This window comes from Methylobacterium mesophilicum SR1.6/6 (assembly GCF_000364445.2).
GTDB lineage: Bacteria > Pseudomonadota > Alphaproteobacteria > Rhizobiales > Beijerinckiaceae > Methylobacterium > Methylobacterium mesophilicum_A.
Genome location: NZ_CP043538.1, coordinates 78,379 through 97,443 on the forward strand (window position 1 = coordinate 78,379; position 19,065 = coordinate 97,443).

The 19,065-nt window shown below is 71.6% G+C and carries 17 protein-coding genes and 1 pseudogene; 6 read left to right on the forward strand and 12 right to left on the reverse strand.

Translation table 11 applies throughout. The annotated features are described in order from the left end of the window. Positions 1 to 67: 67 nt before the first annotated feature. Positions 68 to 1,639 (reverse strand): urea ABC transporter permease subunit UrtB, encoded by a 1,572-nt coding sequence (gene urtB / locus MMSR116_RS00355; protein WP_010685703.1) that lies wholly within the window; start codon positions 1,637 to 1,639, stop codon positions 68 to 70. A 175-nt stretch (positions 1,640 to 1,814) separates the two neighbouring features. Then, positions 1,815 to 3,056: an urea ABC transporter substrate-binding protein gene (urtA, locus tag MMSR116_RS00360; protein WP_244625725.1), complete on the reverse strand. Its 1,242-nt coding sequence runs from the start codon at positions 3,054 to 3,056 to the stop codon at positions 1,815 to 1,817. A gap of 350 nt (positions 3,057 to 3,406) precedes the next feature. Here urtA and MMSR116_RS00365 point away from each other — a divergent pair. Then, a pseudogene (locus MMSR116_RS00365) lies at positions 3,407 to 4,094 on the forward strand (Crp/Fnr family transcriptional regulator). A gap of 48 nt (positions 4,095 to 4,142) precedes the next feature. On the opposite strand, the gene MMSR116_RS00370 reads toward MMSR116_RS00365, so the two are convergent. From MMSR116_RS00370 to MMSR116_RS00390, 5 genes are all read right to left on the reverse strand, one after another. Next, on the reverse strand, positions 4,143 to 4,862 hold the full coding sequence (locus MMSR116_RS00370; RefSeq protein ID WP_010685706.1) for an HWE histidine kinase domain-containing protein: 720 nt from the start codon (positions 4,860 to 4,862) through the stop codon (positions 4,143 to 4,145). Positions 4,863 to 4,920: 58 nt separating this feature from the next. Beyond that, on the reverse strand, positions 4,921 to 5,661 hold the full coding sequence (locus tag MMSR116_RS00375; RefSeq protein ID WP_010685707.1) for a Crp/Fnr family transcriptional regulator: 741 nt from the start codon (positions 5,659 to 5,661) through the stop codon (positions 4,921 to 4,923). A 636-nt stretch (positions 5,662 to 6,297) separates the two neighbouring features. Further along, positions 6,298 to 6,519, reverse strand: coding sequence for a hypothetical protein (locus tag MMSR116_RS00380; RefSeq protein ID WP_010685708.1), 222 nt, complete (start codon positions 6,517 to 6,519; stop codon positions 6,298 to 6,300). Between the two features lie 100 nt (positions 6,520 to 6,619). Then, complete coding sequence (locus MMSR116_RS00385; protein WP_010685709.1) at positions 6,620 to 7,837, reverse strand: hypothetical protein; 1,218 nt, start codon at positions 7,835 to 7,837, stop codon at positions 6,620 to 6,622. Positions 7,838 to 7,876: 39 nt separating this feature from the next. Continuing rightward, positions 7,877 to 8,158 (reverse strand): hypothetical protein, encoded by a 282-nt coding sequence (locus MMSR116_RS00390; protein ID WP_010685710.1) that lies wholly within the window; start codon positions 8,156 to 8,158, stop codon positions 7,877 to 7,879. Between the two features lie 541 nt (positions 8,159 to 8,699). Here MMSR116_RS00390 and MMSR116_RS00395 point away from each other — a divergent pair. From MMSR116_RS00395 to MMSR116_RS00410, 4 genes are all read left to right on the forward strand, one after another. Next, positions 8,700 to 8,912 carry a hypothetical protein gene (locus MMSR116_RS00395; RefSeq protein WP_010685711.1) on the forward strand — a complete coding sequence of 71 codons (213 nt, stop codon included), beginning with the start codon at positions 8,700 to 8,702 and terminating at the stop codon, positions 8,910 to 8,912. Between the two features lie 62 nt (positions 8,913 to 8,974). Beyond that, positions 8,975 to 9,811, forward strand: coding sequence for a serine O-acetyltransferase (gene cysE / locus MMSR116_RS00400; protein ID WP_039894165.1), 837 nt, complete (start codon positions 8,975 to 8,977; stop codon positions 9,809 to 9,811). Positions 9,812 to 10,239: 428 nt separating this feature from the next. Next, positions 10,240 to 11,634 (forward strand): family 2B encapsulin nanocompartment shell protein, encoded by a 1,395-nt coding sequence (locus MMSR116_RS32175; RefSeq protein WP_010685713.1) that lies wholly within the window; start codon positions 10,240 to 10,242, stop codon positions 11,632 to 11,634. Further along, entirely contained in the window at positions 11,621 to 13,576 is a 1,956-nt protein-coding gene (locus MMSR116_RS00410; RefSeq protein ID WP_010685714.1) for a family 2A encapsulin nanocompartment cargo protein cysteine desulfurase, read from the forward strand. Before MMSR116_RS32175 ends, MMSR116_RS00410 begins: the two co-directional genes overlap by 14 nt. A gap of 113 nt (positions 13,577 to 13,689) precedes the next feature. Here the strand turns inward: MMSR116_RS00410 and serA are convergent, their stop codons facing one another. Next, positions 13,690 to 14,913, reverse strand: a complete 1,224-nt coding sequence (gene serA / locus MMSR116_RS00415) for a phosphoglycerate dehydrogenase (protein WP_010685715.1) — start codon at positions 14,911 to 14,913, stop codon at positions 13,690 to 13,692. A gap of 220 nt (positions 14,914 to 15,133) precedes the next feature. Here serA and MMSR116_RS00420 point away from each other — a divergent pair, with 220 nt between their 5' ends. After that, entirely contained in the window at positions 15,134 to 16,153 is a 1,020-nt protein-coding gene (locus MMSR116_RS00420) for a zinc-dependent alcohol dehydrogenase family protein (RefSeq protein ID WP_010685716.1), read from the forward strand. A gap of 25 nt (positions 16,154 to 16,178) precedes the next feature. Here the strand turns inward: MMSR116_RS00420 and MMSR116_RS00425 are convergent, their stop codons facing one another. The 4 genes from MMSR116_RS00425 to MMSR116_RS00440 form a co-directional block, all read right to left on the reverse strand. Further along, a complete protein-coding gene (locus MMSR116_RS00425) occupies positions 16,179 to 16,397 on the reverse strand; it encodes a DUF1127 domain-containing protein (protein ID WP_010685717.1) in 219 nt (72 codons plus the stop codon). Positions 16,398 to 16,451: 54 nt separating this feature from the next. Beyond that, positions 16,452 to 17,228, reverse strand: coding sequence for a helix-turn-helix transcriptional regulator (locus MMSR116_RS00430; protein WP_010685718.1), 777 nt, complete (start codon positions 17,226 to 17,228; stop codon positions 16,452 to 16,454). Between the two features lie 96 nt (positions 17,229 to 17,324). Further along, entirely contained in the window at positions 17,325 to 18,131 is an 807-nt protein-coding gene (locus MMSR116_RS00435) for an anti-sigma factor family protein (RefSeq protein WP_010685719.1), read from the reverse strand. Then, positions 18,128 to 18,670, reverse strand: a complete 543-nt coding sequence (locus MMSR116_RS00440; protein ID WP_010685720.1) for a sigma-70 family RNA polymerase sigma factor — start codon at positions 18,668 to 18,670, stop codon at positions 18,128 to 18,130. The genes MMSR116_RS00435 and MMSR116_RS00440 overlap by 4 nt, the downstream gene beginning before the upstream one ends. Positions 18,671 to 19,065 lie beyond the last annotated feature (395 nt).

Here is a 19,065-nt window from a genome sequence, read left to right on the forward strand (position 1 = left end):
CGGTGCCTTCTGCACCACCTCCACCCTCGGTCCCTCCCCGCAAGGGGGAGGGAAGGACGCCGGTCCCTCACGATTCCACCGCCCGGCCCTTGAGCGCGAACAGGCCGCGCGGGCGCTTCTGGATGAACAGGATGATGAAGATCAGGAGGCCGATCTTGGCGAGCACCGCGCCGATATACGGCTCGGCGAGCTTGTTCACGACGCCGAGCGTCAGCGCCGCCACCAGCGTCCCCCAGAGGTTGCCGACGCCGCCGAACACCACCACGAGGAACGAGTCGATGATGTAGCCCTGGCCGAGATTGGGCGAGACGTTGTCGATCTGCGACAGCGCCACCCCGGCGATGCCGGCGATCCCGGATCCGAGGCCGAAGGTCAGCGCGTCGACGTAGGGCGTGCGGATGCCCATGGCGGCGGCCATGCGGCGGTTCTGGGTGACCGCCCGGGTCTTCAGGCCGAACGAGGTCTTTCGCAGCACGAACAACAGGCCCAGGAACACGGCAAACGCGAACACGATGATCCACATCCGGCCCCAGGTGATCGACAGGCCGTAGAAATCGAAGGCGCCGCTCATGAAGGCGGGGGCGCCGACCTCGCGGTTGGTCGGGCCGAAGATCGAGCGTACCCCCTGCTGCAGGGCGAGGCTGACCCCGAAGGTGGCGAGCAGCGTCTCCAGCGGGCGCCCGTACAGGAAGCGGATGATGAACCGCTCGATCAGCACGCCGACGAGGCCGGCGACCAGGAACGCGCAGGGGATGCTGATCGCGAGCGACCAGCCGAACAGGGACGGCGCCTGGGTGCGGATCAGCTCCTGCACGCCGTAGGTCGTGTAGGCGCCGAGCATCACCATCTCGCCGTGGGCCATGTTGATCACGCCCATCACCCCGAAGGTGATGGCGAGCCCGATGGCGGCGAGCAGAAGCACCGAGCCGAGCGAGATGCCGTACCAGACGTTCTGCAGGGCGCCGAGAATCGCGAGCCGCGTCTCGATCGCCGCGATGCCGCGGGCGGCGGCGGCGCGCACCGCTTCGCCCGGATCCGCCGCGAGACCGCGCAGGATGCCCATCGCGTCGCCATCGCCCCGGGCCTGGATGGCGGGAATTGCGGCAATCCGGTCGGTCTCCGCCGTACCGGGCTTGGCGAGCAGAACGGCGGCGCGCGCCTCCGTCAGCGCCTGGCGGATCCCGGCCTGCGTCTCGCGCGCCAGGGCCGCGTCGAGGGCCGGGAGCGCCGCCGCGTCCCGGGCCTTGAACACCGCGTCGGCGGCGGCGCGGCGCTTGGCCGGGTCGGGGCTCGCGAGGTCGAGCTGCCCGCGGGCGGCCTCGATCGCCCGGCGGACCCGGTTGTTGGCCCGCACGGGCTTGAGGTCGGGGCTGTCGGCGGCCGGGGCGCCGGTCTTCGCGTCCGCGACGGCGTTTCCCTGCCGGATGAGCAGGGTCTTGTCCGGGCCCACCAGCAGCCGTCCGTCCGACAGGGCGGAGAGGATCGCGTCGGCGCGCGGGTCGCCAGAGGCGGCGAGGCCGGAGACGCCGGCCTCGATCTCGGCGTAGCCGTCGCCGGCGAGCTGGCCGTAGGGGTCGGGCGCCTGGGCGCGCGCCGGGGCGGCCAGCAGCAGGACGAGGAGGGTGAGGAGACGGAGCATGGCACTTCTGGCGCAGCGGAACTCTCCTCCCCCTTGCGGGGAGGAGCCGGAGGCGGGTGTGGTTCAGGATCGAGCGTGGCGGTGCCTCCTGCACCACCCCCACCCCTACCCCTCCCCGCAAGCTTGAGCGCATCCCGGGCAGGCCCGGGATCGCCTGGGGAGGGGAGAAGGCGGCTTACGCGCCGCCGCAGCTCTTGGTCTTGGTGTTGTAGTTGCCGCACTTGAGCTTGACCCAGTCGGCCTCGAGGTCCTTCGAGCCCTCGAGCTGCTTCGACCACGCCTCGCCGGGAATCAGCTTGTCGGTCTTCCACACCACGTCGAACTGGCCGTTCGACTCGATCTCGCCGATGAAGACCGGCTTGGTGATGTGGTGGTTCGGCAGCATCGTGGCGGTGCCGCCGGTGAGGTTCTTCTGCTCGATGCCCGGCAGCGCGTCGATCACCTTGTCGGGGTCGGTGGTCCCGGCCTTCTCGACCGCCTTCACCCACATGTTGAAGCCGATATAGTGAGCCTCCATCGGGTCGTTGGTGACCGCCTTGGGGTTCTTCCGGAAGGCCTGCCACTTCTTGATGAAGTCCTCGTTCTCCGGCGTCTTGATCGACTCGAAGTAGTTCCAGGCGGCGAGGTGGCCGACCAGCGGCTTGGCGTCGATGCCGGCGAGCTCCTCCTCGCCCACCGAGAAGGCGACCACCGGGATGTCGGTGGCCTTGATGCCCTGGTTGCCGAGCTCCTTGTAGAACGGCACGTTGGCGTCGCCGTTGATGGTCGAGACCACGGCGGTCTTCTTGCCGGCCGAGCCGAACGCCTTGATCTTCGACACCTCCGTCTGCCAGTCCGAGAAGCCGAACGGCGTGTAGTTGATCAGGATGTCCTCGTCCTTGACGCCCTTGGACTTGAGGTAGGCTTCGAGGATCTTGTTGGTGGTGCGCGGGTAGACGTAGTCGGTCCCTTCCAGCACCCAGCGCTTGGCGCCGCCGCCGTCCTCCGACATCAGGTAATCCACCGCCGGGATCGCCTGCTGGTTCGGGGCGGCGCCGGTGTAGAACACGTTCCGCTCGCTCTCCTCGCCCTCGTACTGGACGGGGTAGAACAGGATGTTGTCGAGTTCCTTGAAGACCGGCAGCACGGATTTGCGCGAGACGCTGGTCCAGCAGCCGAACACGGCCGCGACCTTGTCCTTGCTGATCAGCTCGCGGGCCTTCTCGGCGAAGAGCGGCCAGTTCGAGGCCGGATCGACCACCACCGGCTCCAGCTTCTTGCCGAGCACGCCACCCTTGGCGTTCTGCTCGGCGATGAGCATCAGCATCGCGTCCTTGAGGGTGGTCTCGGAGATCGCCATCGTCCCCGAGAGCGAGTGCAGGATGCCGACCTTGATCGTCTCCTGTGCCCGCGCGGCCCCCATCCCCAGGCTGCTCATCGCGAGCCCGGCGGCCAGAGCGGCGGCCGGGCCCCAGGTTCCAAATGCTTTCACGGCGGTCCCCTTGGTCGTTTTCCTCGACACGGACGGGGGATCGCAAATTGCGTGCCACATATTTAGGCAGACGGGGCGCCGGGGCCGTCCCGAACCCCGGAATCGGCCGGCTGTACCCGCCCGGAGCCTTTAGGCACAGTCCAAATACGCGTATCTGTATGTATTGATGCGCAAAAACTAATCTACTCCATACTGCGACGGAGTTCGGTGTGAGAGAGTGGCGATTATCCGCCGGAGTTTTTGGGCGCGGATGACTGGGAGTTGGCCTGTGCTCCTGCCCGGATCTGGAGGGGCCCATGGCGCTGCCGCAGCAATCCGCCGTCCGCAATCACCTTCTGGCCGCCCTCGCGCCGGAGGAGTTCGACCGCCTTGCTCCGGCCCTGGAGCCGGTATCGCTGCCGCTCCATCAGGTCTTGATCGCCCCGCACCAGCCGATCCGGCGGGCGCATTTCGTCGAGGAGGGGCTCGTCTCCCTGGTGGCGGATACCCGCGAGGGGCGCATCGAGGTCGGCCTCACCGGACGCGAGGGCTTCGTCGGCGTTCCGCTCGCGCTCGGTGCCGAGTCCACGCCCCACACCGCCATCGTGCAGGCCGGCGGCGAGGCGCTCTGCATCGCCGCCGGCACGCTGCGGGAGGCCCTCGACGCGAGCGCCGGCCTGCGGCGGATGCTGGGCGGCTACGTGCAGAGCCTGATCGTGCAGGTGGGGCAGACCGTCTACGCCAATGCCGACCTGACGGTCGAGGCGCGTCTCGCCCGGTGGATCCTCATGACCCACGACCGGCTGGATCAGGATGAGCTGCCCCTGACGCACGAGGTGCTCTCGAAGATGCTCGGCGTCCGTCGGCCCACTGTGACGACGGCGACCCACATCCTCGAGGGGGCCGGCATGATCCGCGCGCAGCGGGGGCGGCATCACGGTCATCGACCGCGCGAAGCTGGAGGACCTGGCGGGCGCCATCTACGGCGCCGCCGAGGCCGGCTGACGCGGGGTCGGGCCGCGGGCGCGCCCGACGGGGCACCGAGTGGAGGCCTCACCGGACCTCGTCGTCCCAGGCGACCTCCGGGTCCTCAGACAGACGACGCCCGATGCGGTCGGTGAGCGGCAGGCGGATCGTGCAGCGCAGCCCGTCCGGTGCGTAGGCCAGGCGGACCTGCGCGCCGAGATCGTAGGCGAGCATGTCCTCCAGCACGTCCGTCCCGAAGCCGCGCCGGGCCGGCTCCCGGATGCCGCTGCCGCCGGTCTCGGCCCAGCCGAGGGTCAGGATCGGCGGCCCCGTCTCCGCGTCGCCCACCGCCCAGGTGGCGCTGACCCGGCCCTGCGGGAGCGCCAGGGAGCCGTGCTCCACCGCGTTGCTCGTCAGCTCGTGCAGCGCCAGCGCCATGACCAGCGCGGCCCGGGGCCGGAGCCGCACCCGCGGCCCGGCGATCGTGGCCTGCTCCCCCTCGCGCACGAGGTGGAACATCAGCTCGTCGGAGATCAGGGTGTGCAGGTTCGCGTCGCCGAACGCGTCCGTGGCGGCCTGGACCCGCATGACGGCTCCGAACCGGCCGTCGAGATGCGCCACGTAGCTCTCGACGTCGGTGACGCTCTCGGCGGAGCGGTGCATGATGGTGCGCATCATCGCCATCGTGTTGCGCATCCCGTGTCGCAGGCTGTCGGGCATGCCCGCCTCGTCGAGCAGGCGGCGCAGGCGCGCGTTGTCGGCCTCAAGGGCCAGGAGGCGTTCCGCGGAAGCGCGAGGGTCAGTCATGCCGGGCCTCTTCCGGATGTCGTCTCACGGGCCTCAATCCTGTCGGGATGGGCGCGGTTCAGGCGCGCTGCGCGAGGGTCGCGCCGGAGCCCGCCGTCAGGTGGAGATAGGCGGCATCGAAATGCGCGAGCCGGGCGAGCGCGACAGGATCGTGGATGGTCAGGCGGCGGCTGCGCAGGGTGATCAGCCCCAGGCCGCGCAGCTCCTGCAGGGTCCGGTTGATGTGGACGCTGGTCTGGCCCATCGCGTCGCCGAGGTCGTTCTGCGTGATCGGCATCGGGCAGGTGTTCCCGTCGGTGAGGCCGATCGCCGCCAGCCGGGCGTGCAGCTCGCAGAACAGGTGGGCCAGTCGCTCGATGCCGGTGCGGCTGCCGAGGCTGACCGTCCACTCGCGCTGCATCGCCGCGGTGGCCAGCGCCTCGCGGTGCAGGGCGAGGTCGAGGTCCGGGCTGCGGGCCGTCATCGCCTGCATCCTGGCGCCGGTGATCTGGCCGAGCAGGACGGGCGTGATCGCGCCGATCGTGTGGTCCATCGCGTCGAGGAGGAAGACGTGCGGGTCGCAGAGGTCCCCCGGCAGCAGGAGCGCGACGATCTGGCGGCGCCCGTTGGCGAATTGCCGGTAGCGGCAGGCCCAGCCGTCGAGGATGACGTTGACCGCGCGCGGATCGTCGCCCTCATGGATGATGTCGGTGCGCGCCGCGACCAGGCGGCCCGGGCTGACGGCATCGGCCAAGCACATCCGGTCCGCGTCCGAGAGACGAACGTAGCATTCTAGCTTGTGGACAAGCGGGTTTGGCACGACTGTTTCTCCACGACGGCGTGGGGTCAGGCCAGCCTACATTTAGTCGTGCCTATGAATACTTATGCAGATTAGTTTATCATGCTGCGAAGCTTATTTTTCCTATCATTGGTTAGACGGGATGCCGATGTCGGTCCCTGTCGCGCCGGTCCCCGGGCTTGCCGGGGAGGCGTTCCTGCTCCTCCGGCGCCGGGCGTGGCGGAGAGCGTCGTGGCCGGGGTCGGGCGCGGCTCGTGCCACAGGGGCATGCACACCGGTCCGCTCCGGTCGATGAGCGGCCTCTGCCTCCCCTGACGGGGCGACCGCGACGTCGCGTCCGCGATGCGCCCTCCAGGGGCCTCGCGTCACGGCTGCGCGTCGGCCCCGACGGGCCGGGGGCCTGATCCTGCCGGCGGAGCAGGACGTTCGTCTCGTCCTGCGCCAAGCCCACACTCTGCGGGACCGGAGATCGGGTGCGGCCTGCCTCCCGGGTCAAGGCTCGCCTGCGCCGCCCCGGACCGACGATGCGGGCATGTCACACGGCTGCCCGAGCGGGGGCGTGCGGTTTCCAGAGCGTACAGCCTGTGGCCCTGCGGGTGCGGGACGACGTCGAAATCCGACCTCGCGGCCGCGCCGAGCGCCCCGCAGGCCGCTCCGTCAGGCTTCCCGATCGGCGCGGCGCAGCGACCACAGCAGGGTTCCGCGCGCGTCCACCAGCCAGAGGGCGTTCACCGCGTAGTCTTCGATCGTCAGCGAGCGGATGTTGGCCAGACGCACGGCCTCCTTCGCGTCGGCGGCGGCGAGCCGCTCGTCGACCAGCGGCGTGCCGATTTCCCCATCGGCGCCACGAACCGCCCCGCGCAGGCGATACTCCGGCATCCATCCTCTCCCTTCCCGATCGGCCCGCGCCCGCCGCCGGCATCGGCGGCGGCCCGACCGGGTGCGAAGATAGGCAGCGCGGCGGCTTGTCGAGGGGGCACTACGGCGCAGCGCCTGCGGCCAGCACCGGCTGGGGATCGCCGAGGAACAGCGACCGCAGGACCGCGGCGGAATCCGGGGCCGGCAGGTCGAGGGCCCGCGCCGCGCCGGCGATCCCGGCGGCGCAAGCCGTCGACCGGGCTTGGAGTGGCTCCGCGGCGGCGGAAAGGCTCGGCGGCACCGGCCGCGTCCGGGCGAGGAGCCGCGCGAGTCCGGGAGCGGAGGGCTGCTGGGCCCGGAGACGGGCATCGAGCGCAACGAGGTCGCCGGCCGCGAGGATCCTGCAGGCGGCAGCGTCGCGCGGCGCGCTGGCCCGCATCATGGCCAGGAGTTGGCGCCCCACCGCCCGGACGACGGCGTCGTCGCCGGCCCGGAAGCGCCGCCGCAGGTAGGCGCCGGCCATCCGCTTCACCCCCGCGGCCGCCTCCGCTTCCGGCCGGCCCGCGGCGTAGCCGTCGCGGTACCAGCGGGCGATGGGATCGAGGTCCGCCGACCCCGCCTGCCGCAGGATCGGCAGGGCGCGCAGGATCGCCGCGCGGGCCCCATCCGCGCTCGGATCGGCGTCGAGGGTGGAATCCGGGAAGCGTTCCGGCCCGACGATCTCGGTGACGATGCCGGCCGCGCGCAGGACCGCGCCGTCGGGGATCCAGATCCCGGCCGGCGGGACTGACAGGGCGCGCGCCACGAAGGCGCGGGGCAGGCCGGCGGACCGGTAGGCCGCCCGTTCAGGCGCCGGATCCACCCGGCGTATCCGGCCGTGTGCTCCCACCGTGTAGGGGGCGTGGAAGCCGAGCCGGCCCCCGGCCGCGAGGAAGCGGGCCCGCCCGCGGACGAAGATCAGCGTGCAGGCCGACACGCAGACATCGGGCACGTAGGTGGACAGGCCCCGCGCGGCCACGAGGGCTCCGATCGCCGCGCCCTCCGCCACGAGGCCGCCGTCGCTGGTGAGGTGGATGCGCTCCACCTCCGGATGGGCCGCCAGGAGCGCGGCCGCCCGGGCGGCGACACCCTCGGTGAGGTCGCCCGCGAGGCGCAGGTCCCGGCCATCCGGCCCCAGCGTGACCCGGGCCGGGCGCTCCGGCCCGTCGACGGAGGTTCCGGCCCGGCCCTTCGTCGGCGGCCCGGCGGCGGCCGGGCCGGCGGCAGCCCCGAGCACTAGGGCGAGGACGCAGGCAGCAATCCCCGTCCGGCGCCCCCACCCGTGGGTGAAGACCGGCATGGCAATGTCCATCGTGGAGGATCGGAGCGGCCGGGGCGCCTACTGGAGGTAGGCGACGAACATCTCGGACACGGCCCGGGAGGCGTAGGCCGCGGGGCTCTCGCCCCGACGGACCGGGAAGGCCTCGGCCACCCGCCGGCCGGCGAGGATCTGCGCCACCTCGTCGGGCATCAGGCCGTCATCGACGGCGTTCGCCAGGGCGGCCTGCTCGTGGGCCGACAGCGAGGGGTGTCTCAGGCGGAACGGGATGCGGGGTCCGTGGACCGCCGCGGTGGCGATCCGGTCTCGGTGTGGCGTGTGGGTGGTCTCATAGGTCAGCATCGCTGGTCGCCTTCCATGTCTGGTGTCGTGCGCTTTCCTCGTCTCGGACGCGGCAACACGGCAGACAGTGCGAAGTCGTCGGAGCGATCTGATCTAGGGTGGCGGTCACCGTACCCTCCATCGTCTAAGGATCGACTGGTTCGTCGACGGCCTCAATCTAAGGAGCCGGCCCGAGAATGTGCTGCCAAAGTGGTGACGACTTGAGGTGCAGGTTGTTCGTGAAAGGCGCATCTTGGAGCACAAGGTGGAGTCCGGGGCCGCCGGCGCCGCGGCCCTCTGCTTGCCCCCGCAGGTCACGAAGGCCGCCGCACGGGCTTGCAAAACGGTGCCGCATCCTTGAAAATCGTTCTATTGCAGGCACTTAGCGGAAATCATGCTCCGGATGGGACGGCACGCGACCGAAACCTTCTCCCTTCTCCGGGGGCGCCCGGAAGAGCCTTCCCGCGGCCGGGTTCGGGGGCCGACCCGGTCCGCACCGCCGCCGAATCGGACGGCCGGAACCGGCCGGCCCGGCGAGGCCGACGCCGGCCCGTCAGCGTCGATGCGGCAGGGCGACGAGGTCGTGTTCGAGCGGCTCGACCTCGCCGAGATCCTGGGGATCTGGCGCCACGCCCGCGGCCGGGTGGTGGGTGTCCACCGTCGGGATGGCGGCCAGGAGGGCGGCCAGGAGGGCGGCGCCACGGTGGATGTGCAGTTCCAGGGCCACGACACCCTGGAGCGCTACCTGCCCGACCTGTTCCGGCGTGTGCATTGAGGAGCCGCCCGGTGAGCCCGTACGCGTTCGACCGTCAGCCCCTCGGCCGCCCGCCGGCCGGCCTGGTCGCGGCGCAGCCGCCCCTGCGCATCACGAGCCGCGGCACCGGGGAATCCGAGGTCTGGGCGGCCCTGCGCGCCGAGGCCGAGGCGGCCCTGATCGAGGAGCCGCTCTATGCCGGGATCATCCAGGCGACGATCCTCGACCAGCGCTCCCTGGCCCAGGCCTTCGCCTACCGCCTCGCCCACCGCCTCGGGGACGGCGACCTGGCCCGGCTGTCGATGCGCGACCTGTGCCTCTCCGCATTCGAGGCGGATCCGCAGGCTGGCGCCCGTGCGGTGCGCGACCTCGTGGCGATCCGCGAGCGCGACCCCACCTGCCGCCGCTACCTCGATCCGTTCCTGTTCTACAAGGGGCTGGCGGCGCTGGAGGCCTACCGGGTCGGCCACTGGCTCTGGCACCAGGGCCGGGCCACCCTGGCGCTCCACGTCCAGAGCCGCATCTCCGAGGTGTTCGGCTGCGACATCCACCCGGCGGCCCGGATCGGCTCGGGGGTGTTCATCGACCACGCCACAGGGGTGGTGATCGGCGAGACCACGGTGATCGCCGACGACGTGTCGATCCTCCAGTCGGTCACGCTCGGCGGCAACGGCAAGGAGAGCGGCGACCGGCATCCCAAGATCGAGCGCGGGGTGCTGCTCAGCGTCGGCGCCAAGGTCTTGGGCAACATCCGGGTCGGCGCGGGCGCCAAGGTCGCGGCCGCCGCCGTGGTGCTGCAGGACGTCCCGCCCCACACGACCGTGGCGGGCGTGCCCGCCCGGGTCGTCTCGCGCCTGCCGGTGGATGAGGAGCCGGCGCTCAGCATGGACCAGTCCTTCGGTTACGGCGACGGAATCTGACGCGCGGAAAATCCTTCCCGCAAAACAAAGTCGCCGACCCGCCGCGCCCTGTCGCGACCGTGAGAAATTATCTTCTCGACGAAGCCGTCATTATCGAGACGATGTTCTATGTGTCGGACGTACCAAGGAATCAACGTCCAAGATGGCGTGTAAATTGAGAACATTGTTTCGTTGACGCCGGGGCGAATCGGACTTTATCTCATCCTCACCGGAACACGGACGTTCTGGGTCCGGATTTTCGGCGGGTGATGATTGCAAATCAGCCCAAGAAATCAATTTTTGACTGATGGCGATGCGAGATATCGGATCGACATCGTCATCATGACTTAAGTCTTACAGATCGCGCGCACCCCGCATCCCCGCGGGGCGGGCCGCCGTCGCGCGGGCCGATGCGGCGCGCCTGCAACCCTGACGAGTGAGGACGAACGATGACGGGACCGGGTCTGAGTGTCAGCGCCACGGCGGCACGCAATCTAGCGACGGCGACCGTCACCTCGGTCCAGAACGCGGCCAACACGCCGCGCTGGCTCCTGCGGCTCCTGCCCTTCGTGGACGTCGCGGGCGGGGTCTACCGGGTCAACCGCCGGGCCGTCGTGCTGGCGCGCCCCGGCCGGATCGACCTCGCCGCCGAGGACAGCAAGGGCCGGGTGATCCGCCCCGCCTCCCTTCGCTCCGTGCCGCTGTTCAGCCGGCTGGGCGATGCCGAGCTGGCGGCGCTGGCGGCCAAGTTCACCGAGAGCCGGCACAAGGCCGGCGAGGTGATCCACGAGGAGGGCTCCTCCGGCCGCAGCCTCGTGGTGGTGGCCGACGGCACGGTCGAGCTGACCCTGTCGGGCCCCTACAGGGGCCGCCTGCGCCAGGGCCTGGCCACGAAGGGCGACTATTTCGGCGATGCCGGCCTCGCCGGCGAGAGCGCCCCGGCCCCGGCCGTGAAGGCCCTGTCGGCGGTGACCCTCCTGACCCTCGACGCCGCCGCGGTCGAGAACGACGAGATCCGCGCCAAGATCGCCCAGTACCGCGAGGAGCGCGACCGACTGAAGGGCCACACCAACTCGTACGGCGAGCAGGGCATCGAGCTGCTGGCGGTCCATACCGGCGAGCCGCGCCTGCCCACGACCTTCGTGGATTACGAGGTCGATCCGCGCGAGTACCACCTCTCGACCATCCAGACGATCCTCAACACTCACACCCGCGTCACCGACCTCTACTCCAACGAGATCGACCAGCTCCGCGAGCAGATCCGCCTCACGGTCGACGCCGTGAAGGAGCGCGAGGAGTGGGAGCTTCTCAACAACGCGCAGTTCGGCCTTCTGGGCGAGGTCGGCCCGCGCCAGCGCATCCCCACCCGCGGCGGCCCGCCCACCCCGGACGACCTCGACGAGCTGCTGACGCTGGTCTGGAAGAAGCCGGCCTTCTTCGTGGCCCATCCCCGCGCCATCGCGGCCTTCGGCCGGGAGGCGACCCGCCGGGGCGTGCCGCCGGTGGTGGTGCACCTGTTCGGCGCCCCGTTCATCACGTGGCGCGGCGTGCCGCTGGTGCCGAGCGACAAGCTGCCGGTCGACATCGACCCGGTGACGGGCGCCGAGACCACCTCGATCCTGCTGCTGCGGGTCGGCGAGGGCGAGCAGGGCGTGGTCGGCCTGCAGAAATCCGGCGTGACCGGCGAGATCGAGCCCGGCCTGTCGGTGCGCTACATGGGCACCAACGACCACTCGATCGCCTCGCACCTCGTGACCCGCTACTTCTCGGCGGCCGTGCTGGTCGAGGACGCGATCGCCCGCCTCGATAACGTGCTGCTGGGCAACTACCATGACTACGCCTGAGGCCTTCGCCCTCGGGCTGCCCGGGGCGAGCCCGGGCGATCCGGTTCAGGCTGACCTCCTGCACGCGGATCTCGTCGGGCGTCTCGCCCGGGAGATCTACGGGCAGGGTCAGGCCGCGAGCCAGCCCTTCGCCCCGGCGATCCCCGCCGGCCCCCAGCTCCCGCAGGCTCTCGAGGCCCTGCCCCAGGGCCCCGGCGGCGCGCCGCTGCCGAGCGCGCCCCTCGGCGTCCCCTCGGTGCCGACGGGCGGCCAGCCCGCCGGCTTTCAGCCGGACGCGTCGGCGCTGGCGGCGCGCGCCTTCGGGGCGCCGCCGGTCGGCCTGCCGGGCCTCTCCGGCCCGACCGCACCGAACCTGGCGCCCGCGAGCCCGGCCTTCGCAGACGTGGCGGCGATCCCGCCGGTTCATCCGGCGAGCCTGCGCCCCGTCCTGCCGGACTTCTCCTTCCCCGGTGCTCCGGCGCTGGCGGCCGCCGTCCCCGGCGGTCCGGAGCTGCACCGGCAGATCGCCGCGGACCACCCGCGCGCCAACGCATTCGCGCACGCGCTCGCCCCGCAACTCTTGCCGGACGCTCCGGCGAAGGCCGGTGCCGGGGCGCCGGTCTCCGACTACTACTTCCTGGATATCAGCCTTCCGGCCCGGAAGGCGCCGGCGAGTCCGCGGGTGGAGCCGGCCCGCTATCCCGGGCCGGCGCCGCGGCTGACGGCCCTCGGGTCGAGCCCGGTGGGGGCGCCCTTCGACGTCGAGCACGTCCGCCGGGACTTCCTGGCCCTGCATCAGAGCGTCAACGGCCACCCGCTGGTCTGGCTCGACAACGCCGCCACCACCCACAAGCCGCAGGCCGTGATCGACGCGACCTCGGAATTCTACGCCCGGCACAACTCGAACATCCACCGGGCGGCCCACACCCTGGCGGCGCGCTCGACGGACCTGTTCGAGGGCGGCCGCGAGGCGGTGCGCCGCTTCCTCAACGCACCTTCGAAGGACGATATCGTCTTCCTGCGCGGCACCACGGAGGCGATCAACCTCGTCGCCAATTCCTACGGCCGGGCCAATATCGGCCCGGGCGACGAGATCATCGTCTCGACCATCGAGCATCACGCCAACATCGTGCCCTGGCAGCTGCTGGCGCAGCAGACCGGGGCGACGCTCCGGGTGATCCCGGTCAACGACCGCGGCGAGATCATCTTCGAGCAATACGCGGCGCTGCTGTCGGGCCGCACCAAGATCGTCTCGGTGACGCATGTGGCCAACGCGCTCGGCACCGTGAACCCGGTGCGGGAGATCATCCAGCTCGCCCACGCCTACGGGGTGCCGGTGCTGGTCGACGCGGCGCAATCCTCGCCGCACATACCGCTCGACGTGCAGTCCCTCGACGCCGACTTCCTGGTCTTCTCCGGCCACAAGGTGTTCGGGCCGACCGGCATCGGCGCGCTCTACGGCAAGACGCACCTGCTGGAGGCGATGCCACCCTGGCAGGGCGGCGGCCACATGATCGAGGACGTCACCTTCGCCAGGACCGTCTACAAGGGCGCACCGGAGAAGTTCGAGGCGGGCACGCCCGACATCGCCGGGGCGATGGGCCTCGGGGCGGCGCTCGACTACCTGGAGCGGATCGGCCTGCCGGCGATCGCCGCCTACGAGCACGACCTCCTGGAATACGCGCAGGGAGGCCTCGCCGACGTGAAGGGCCTGCGCCTGATCGGCACCGCCCGGGAGAAGGCGAGCGTGATGTCCTTCGTGATCGAGGGGCAGGAGAACGAGGCGGTGGCCCACCACCTCGATGCGCACGGCATCGCGGTGCGCTCGGGTCACCACTGCGCCCTGCCGGCCCTGCGCCGGTTCGGAGTCGACCAGTCGGTGCGGGCCTCGCTCGCCTTCTACAACACCCGCGCGGAGGTCGATGCCTTCCTGAGGGCGCTGCACACGCTGCCGCGGCACTGAAACGAAGGGCGCGCGGATCCCCCTCCCCCGCAGAGGGGGGAGGGAGGGCCGCGGAGCTGCTCGCGCTCATTTGCCGTGAGAGGAGCGCACGACAGCCGCCGGCCGGCGGACAATCACACCCCCGCCGGCCGGAGATGCCGGGTCCGCACGGTGCCGTCGATCGCCCGCAGCGCGCGGAGCACCGCCTCCGCCTCCCCCGGTCCCACCGAGGCGTCCACCACGACGTAGCCGAACTCGCCATCCGTCTGCAGGTGCTGGGCATCGATGTTGAGCGACCGGCTCGAGAAGATCGCGTTGATCTGCCCGAGCACGCCCGGCACGTTCCGGTGCACGTGGAGGAAGCGCGCGCCGGACAGGCGCGGCGGCAGCTGAACCTGCGGGAAATTCACCGCGCCCAGCGTCGAACCGGTCTGGACATACTCGACCAGCTTGCGGGCCACCTCCGCGCCGATGCGGTCCTGGGCCTCCTCCGTCGAGCCGCCGACATGGGGGGTGAGGATGACGTTCGGCAGGCCCTGCAGCGGCGAGACGAAGCGCTCCGCGTTGGACTGGGGCTCGACCGGGAAGACGTCGATCGCGGCCCCGCCGAGGTGCCCGTCGCGCAGGGCCGCCGCCAGGGCGTCCAGATCCACCACCGTGCCCCGGCTGTTGTTGATCAGGCAGGCGCCCGGCTTCATCGCGCGGATGCGCTCCGCACTCATCAGCCCGTGGGTCAGCGGCGTCTCCGGGACGTGCAGGCTGACCACGTCGCTGACGGCGAGCAGCGCCGCGAAGCTCTCGGCCGGCTCGGTGTTGCCGTGGCGCAGCTTGTCGGTCAGGTCGTAGAAGATGACGCGCATGCCCATCGCCTCGGCGAGATTCGAGAGCTGCGCGCCGATATTGCCGTAGCCGACGATCCCGAGCGTCTTGCCGCGCACCTCGAAGGCGCCGGTGGCCGACTTGTCCCATCCGCCTTCATGCGCGGCGATCGAGCGCGGCACGATGCGCCGGAGCAGCATCACGATCTCGCCGATCGTCAGTTCGGCGACGCTGCGCGTGTTCGAGAACGGCGCGTTGAACACGGGCAGCCCCCGGGCACGCGCCGCGTCGAGGTCGACCTGGTTGGTCCCGACGCTGAAGCAGCCGATCGCGGCCAGATCGGGCAGGGCGTCGAGAAGCGCGGCGGTGACGTGCGTGCGCGAGCGGATGCCGAGCACGGTGGCGCCGGCAAGATCACCGCCGTCGTCAGGGCTGACGGCGCGAGGAAGTTGCCGGATGTCGCCGATCCCGGCCTGCGTGAAGATCCTGGACGCCGTCGGCGCTATGCTTTCGGTCAGAACGACGCGCTCGGTCGACACGGTCTCTCATCCTTCCACGGGCGTGATGGGACCGATGACCTTGCCGCCGGCGTTGCGCAGCGGCAAGGGCACGGACGCGCCGATCAGGGCCGGAGCCCCCCTGGCGGGCCGCCCTCCCCACCCCCGGCGGACCGAGGCGGCCCGGCCCCCTCGACTTCGGCCACGCGGCCTGCCAGCTTCCGGCTCCCGGCGGCCAGGGCCGCGGAGCGACAGGTGCCTCATGACCGGATCGACAGCCCGGGCCGTGATCGTCCAGCCGGGCGGCGGCTTCGACAGGGTGACTTTCGGCGAGCGGGCGGTGCCGAAGCCCGGGCCCGGCGAGATCACCGTGCGCCTGCGGGCGAGTTCCCTCAACTACCACGACTATGCGGTGGTCAGCGGGATGTGGGGGCCGAGCGAGCCCCGGATCCCGATGTCCGACGGCGCCGGCGAGGTCGAGGCGGTGGGCTCCGGCATGGCCGAATTCGCCGTGGGCGACCGGGTGGTCAGCACGTTCTTCCCGACCTGGGCCGAGGGGGCGCCGCTGGTCGAGGGGTTCGCCACCGTGCCGGGTGATGGGGTCGACGGCTACGCCCGCGAGCGCGTCACCGCGACAGCCACGGCCTTCACGCACGCCCCGAAGGGTTGGGACCACGCCGAGGCGGCGACCCTCACCACTGCCGGCCTCACCGCGTGGCGGGCGCTCCACGCCGATGCGGGCCTGAAGAGCGGCGACGTCGTGCTGGTTCAGGGCACGGGCGGCGTGTCGCTGTTCGGCCTGCAATTCGCCAAGGCGGCGGGCGCCACGGTGATCGCCACCTCCTCCAGCGACGACAAGCTGGAGCGCCTGCGCGGCCTCGGCGCCGACCACGTCATCAACTACCGCGCCGACCCGGCCTGGGGCGAGACCGCCCGGCGCCTGACCGACGGGCGCGGCGTCGATCACGTCCTCGACGTGGGCGGGCCGGGGACGCTGGAGCAGTCCATGGCGGCCGTGCGGGTCGCCGGCCACATCTCGGTGATCGGCATCCTGTCGGGCGTGGCCGGGGAACTGCCCCTGGTGCCGGCGCTGCTGCGCCAGATCCGCCTGCAGGGCGTCCTGGTCGGCAGTCGCCGCCACCAGATCGAGATGGTCCGGGGGATCGAGGCCTGCGGGCTGCGGCCGGTGGTCGACAGCCGCTATCCCCTCGACGAACTCGTGGCGGCGTTCCGGCATCAGGAGAGCAACCGCCACTTCGGCAAGATCTGCATCGCGATCTGACCGGTCCTGCCAGGTGCAGGACGGCTCAGCGGAACGCGGCGCCCAGCACGCCGGGTGTCCAGGGCGCCGCCGGCCGGCTCGGCGGGGCGGGATTGTGCGTGCAGCCGTTCTCGCAGAAGGTCTGCAACGTCCGCCGGTCCAGGCCGATGTCGTGCAGCATCGCGTCGTCGAGCGCCGACAGGACGCGGAAATTCCGCGCCGAAATACGGCGTTTCTGGGCAGATTTCAGGTACGAGATGAGCATCAGGACAGCCTCCGCTGCGCCGAATGATTAATGATATGTTCATGTTCGGCGTTTTCAGCGTCGCTGTATTTTCGTATCTGTGCATCCTCCGTTTGGACTACTGATCGAACTGCGTGCGAATATTTTAGGGCTGTCGTCCGCTTGAGCGAGTGGTTGCGGCCAGAGCAGGAGCAGGCGCATCAGTTCCGCCTGGCGCCGGGTTCCCGACTTCTCGAAGAGGCGACGCAGGTGGACACGCGCCGTATTCCGGGTGATCCCGCGCCGGCGCGCGCTCGCTGCCAGATCGTTCCCCGCCAGGATGTCCAGCGCCAGGGCCGACTCGGCGGGCGTGAAGCCGAACTGGTTCCGGAGCGCGTCCGGATCCGGCAACGGCGCGTCCGCGGGATCGATGAGGCGCAGGAGCACGGCGCCGGCACCGGCCGGGTCGGGCGCGCCGGGGATCGCGCAGGCTGCGACCAGCAGCGTGCCGCCCTTCCCGTCGAGGCGCGTGGCGCCGCCGCGGCCGGCGGCGCAGGCCGCTAGGATCCGGCGCAGGGCCGCGCCGGCTTCGGGCGTGGGACCGCGCAGGCAGCCATGCTCCAGGCGGAGGAGGCCCCGGCCGATGAAGGCCCGGGCGGCACGGTTCAGGAAACGGGCGTGCCCGGACCGGTCGGTGACCGCCAGCCCCTGCTCGAAACGCTCGGCCAGGAGATGGAGTGCCGCCTCCACGAGGCCCGGGTCCGGGGGCACGGGGGTGACCCCGCCGGCGATGAGCCGCCACGGACGCCCAGCGCCGGGCGCGGTCTCGGCGCCCCGCGCGTCGCGGAACTCCGGGTCTGGTCGAGCGATCACGCGCGGATCCTCATCAGAGCGGCGGGACGACGGGATGACAAACCCGGCGGCGGCGGCGGTTATTCCCGGCGGCTGGTGATTCCCGCCCGGCCGCGCTTAGCCCGGCCGTCCGGTCCGGGATCGGAACAGGTCCACGAAGGCGCGCAAATCGCGCAGGTTGAGGTCCGACACCGCCCAGTAGGTAAGGTCGCCGAGACGCCACCGCTCGATCGTCGAGCCGTCCCGCCGCTCCTGGCCCGGCCCCGGCCCGTCCGTGGCGGGGACGACCGTGACACTGATCACGTGCCGGTCCTTGCGGTAGACCAGGGTCGGCACGGGGGCGCCGCCGACGATGTCGATCCGGCCGCCGACCAGTGGGAAGCCCTGGTCGGCGAGGTCCGGCGCGTCGGGGGCGACCGTGGTGCGGCCGTTGAACCAGGGCTTGACCACGTGGCGGTCGGAGGAGGCGATGTCGAAGGGCTGGGGCGCCGCGAGGCCGCGCAGATGCCCGGCCAGCACGGCCGCGCCCGTCGCCACGGCGTCAGGACGGTCGAGGCGGAAGGCGCCGCCACCGAGTGTCGCGCCGCCGGCGAGGCCGAGGAGGAGCGTCGCGGCCAGAGCCGGCCAGGATCCCATCCAGGACCCCATCCAGAACCCGCGCCAAGGTCTGTGCCAGAGGTTGCGGCCCGGCGGCGGGTCGGAGAAGCCGACCTCCGCGATCACGCGGCCGCGCAGGGATGCGGGGCTGGGCGGACGCGCCAGCGTTTCCCGCAGGCCGGCCGAGAGGCCGCGGAGGCGCTCGGCCGCCGCCCGCAGGCCCGGCTCGGCCGCGAGGCGGCGCTCCATGGCCAGGACCTCGCCGGGCGACAGCTCGCCATCCAGGTAGGCGCCGAGGAGCAGGAGCGTTTCGTCGTCGTCGATCATCGCCCGTCCTTCGCGAGCCGGGTCAGCAGGTGCTGCCGCGCGCGGCCGAGGCGCGACATCACGGTTCCGATGGGCACGCCCGTCACCGCGGCGATCTCCCGGTAGCTGAGGCCGTGGTACTCGCGCAGGACCAGCGCCTCCCGGAAGGCGACCGGCAGCGCGTCGACCGCGCGGGCGAGCTGCCCGGCCTCGTCGCGGGCGATGACGGCCGCCTCGGGCGTCACCGGCGCCTCGGCCAGGAGGCCGCCGCCCTCCAGCTCGGCGCGGGCCTCGGGGGTGAGATCCTCGGCGAAGATCACCGCCTTCGGCCGGTGCCGCTGCAGCCAGGAATAGCCGGTGTTGCGGACGATGGTCAGGAACCACGCCCGGGCGTTGCCCTCCGCGAAGCCCTCGATGGCCCGGTAGGCGCGCAGACACGCCTCCTGCATCACGTCCTCGGCGTCGGTGGCGTTGCCGGTGAGCCAGTGCGCGAGCCGGTAACCCTCGTCGAGGCGCGGGAGGACGAGCTGGCTGAAGCGCGCGCGGGCCAGGGTCGTCATGCGGCGTGCCGAGCCGCGCCCGCCCTGTCGAGAAACCGTTGAGCCATGGGTGCCTCGCCCTGAGCGCTACGCCATGGCATCGGGAACCGGCAAGCGGCCGGCCTTATTCCCGGCGCGGGCCGCAGGGCGCTGACGGCCCGGGCGGGGCTGATACACCGTCTCCCGGTGCGTCCGGGCGGCTTCGGGGCCTGCGCCGCACCTGCCCCCGATCCTCCGTCCCCCGGTCCGGCCCGGGGTGCGCCTGCGGGCGCCCGTCCGCACCGAGGTGCTTCCGGCCGGCACGCTCGCCGGCCGCGCGTTCCTCCGGAGAAAGGTGGGCGCCGCCGCTCAGATCCCGGGCCATGGGCGCTCCCGATCGCGGCCGAGCCGCACGTCTTCGTGCCTCAATGCCCGTC

Coding starts and splice junctions, on each gene's coding strand:
- urtB (WP_010685703.1), bottom strand. CDS start 1,639: ATGCTCCGTCTCCTCACCCTCCTCGTCCTGCTGCTGGCCGCCCCGGCG.
- urtA (WP_244625725.1), bottom strand. CDS start 3,056: ATGAGCAGCCTGGGGATGGGGGCCGCGCGGGCACAGGAGACGATCAAG.
- MMSR116_RS00370 (WP_010685706.1), bottom strand. CDS start 4,862: ATGACTGACCCTCGCGCTTCCGCGGAACGCCTCCTGGCCCTTGAGGCC.
- MMSR116_RS00380 (WP_010685708.1), bottom strand. CDS start 6,519: ATGCCGGAGTATCGCCTGCGCGGGGCGGTTCGTGGCGCCGATGGGGAA.
- MMSR116_RS00385 (WP_010685709.1), bottom strand. CDS start 7,837: ATGCCGGTCTTCACCCACGGGTGGGGGCGCCGGACGGGGATTGCTGCC.
- MMSR116_RS00390 (WP_010685710.1), bottom strand. CDS start 8,158: ATGCTGACCTATGAGACCACCCACACGCCACACCGAGACCGGATCGCC.
- MMSR116_RS00395 (WP_010685711.1), top strand. CDS start 8,700: ATGCGGCAGGGCGACGAGGTCGTGTTCGAGCGGCTCGACCTCGCCGAG.
- MMSR116_RS32175 (WP_010685713.1), top strand. CDS start 10,240: ATGACGGGACCGGGTCTGAGTGTCAGCGCCACGGCGGCACGCAATCTA.
- MMSR116_RS00410 (WP_010685714.1), top strand. CDS start 11,621: ATGACTACGCCTGAGGCCTTCGCCCTCGGGCTGCCCGGGGCGAGCCCG.
- MMSR116_RS00420 (WP_010685716.1), top strand. CDS start 15,134: ATGACCGGATCGACAGCCCGGGCCGTGATCGTCCAGCCGGGCGGCGGC.
- MMSR116_RS00425 (WP_010685717.1), bottom strand. CDS start 16,397: ATGCTCATCTCGTACCTGAAATCTGCCCAGAAACGCCGTATTTCGGCG.
- MMSR116_RS00435 (WP_010685719.1), bottom strand. CDS start 18,131: ATGATCGACGACGACGAAACGCTCCTGCTCCTCGGCGCCTACCTGGAT.
- MMSR116_RS00440 (WP_010685720.1), bottom strand. CDS start 18,670: ATGACGACCCTGGCCCGCGCGCGCTTCAGCCAGCTCGTCCTCCCGCGC.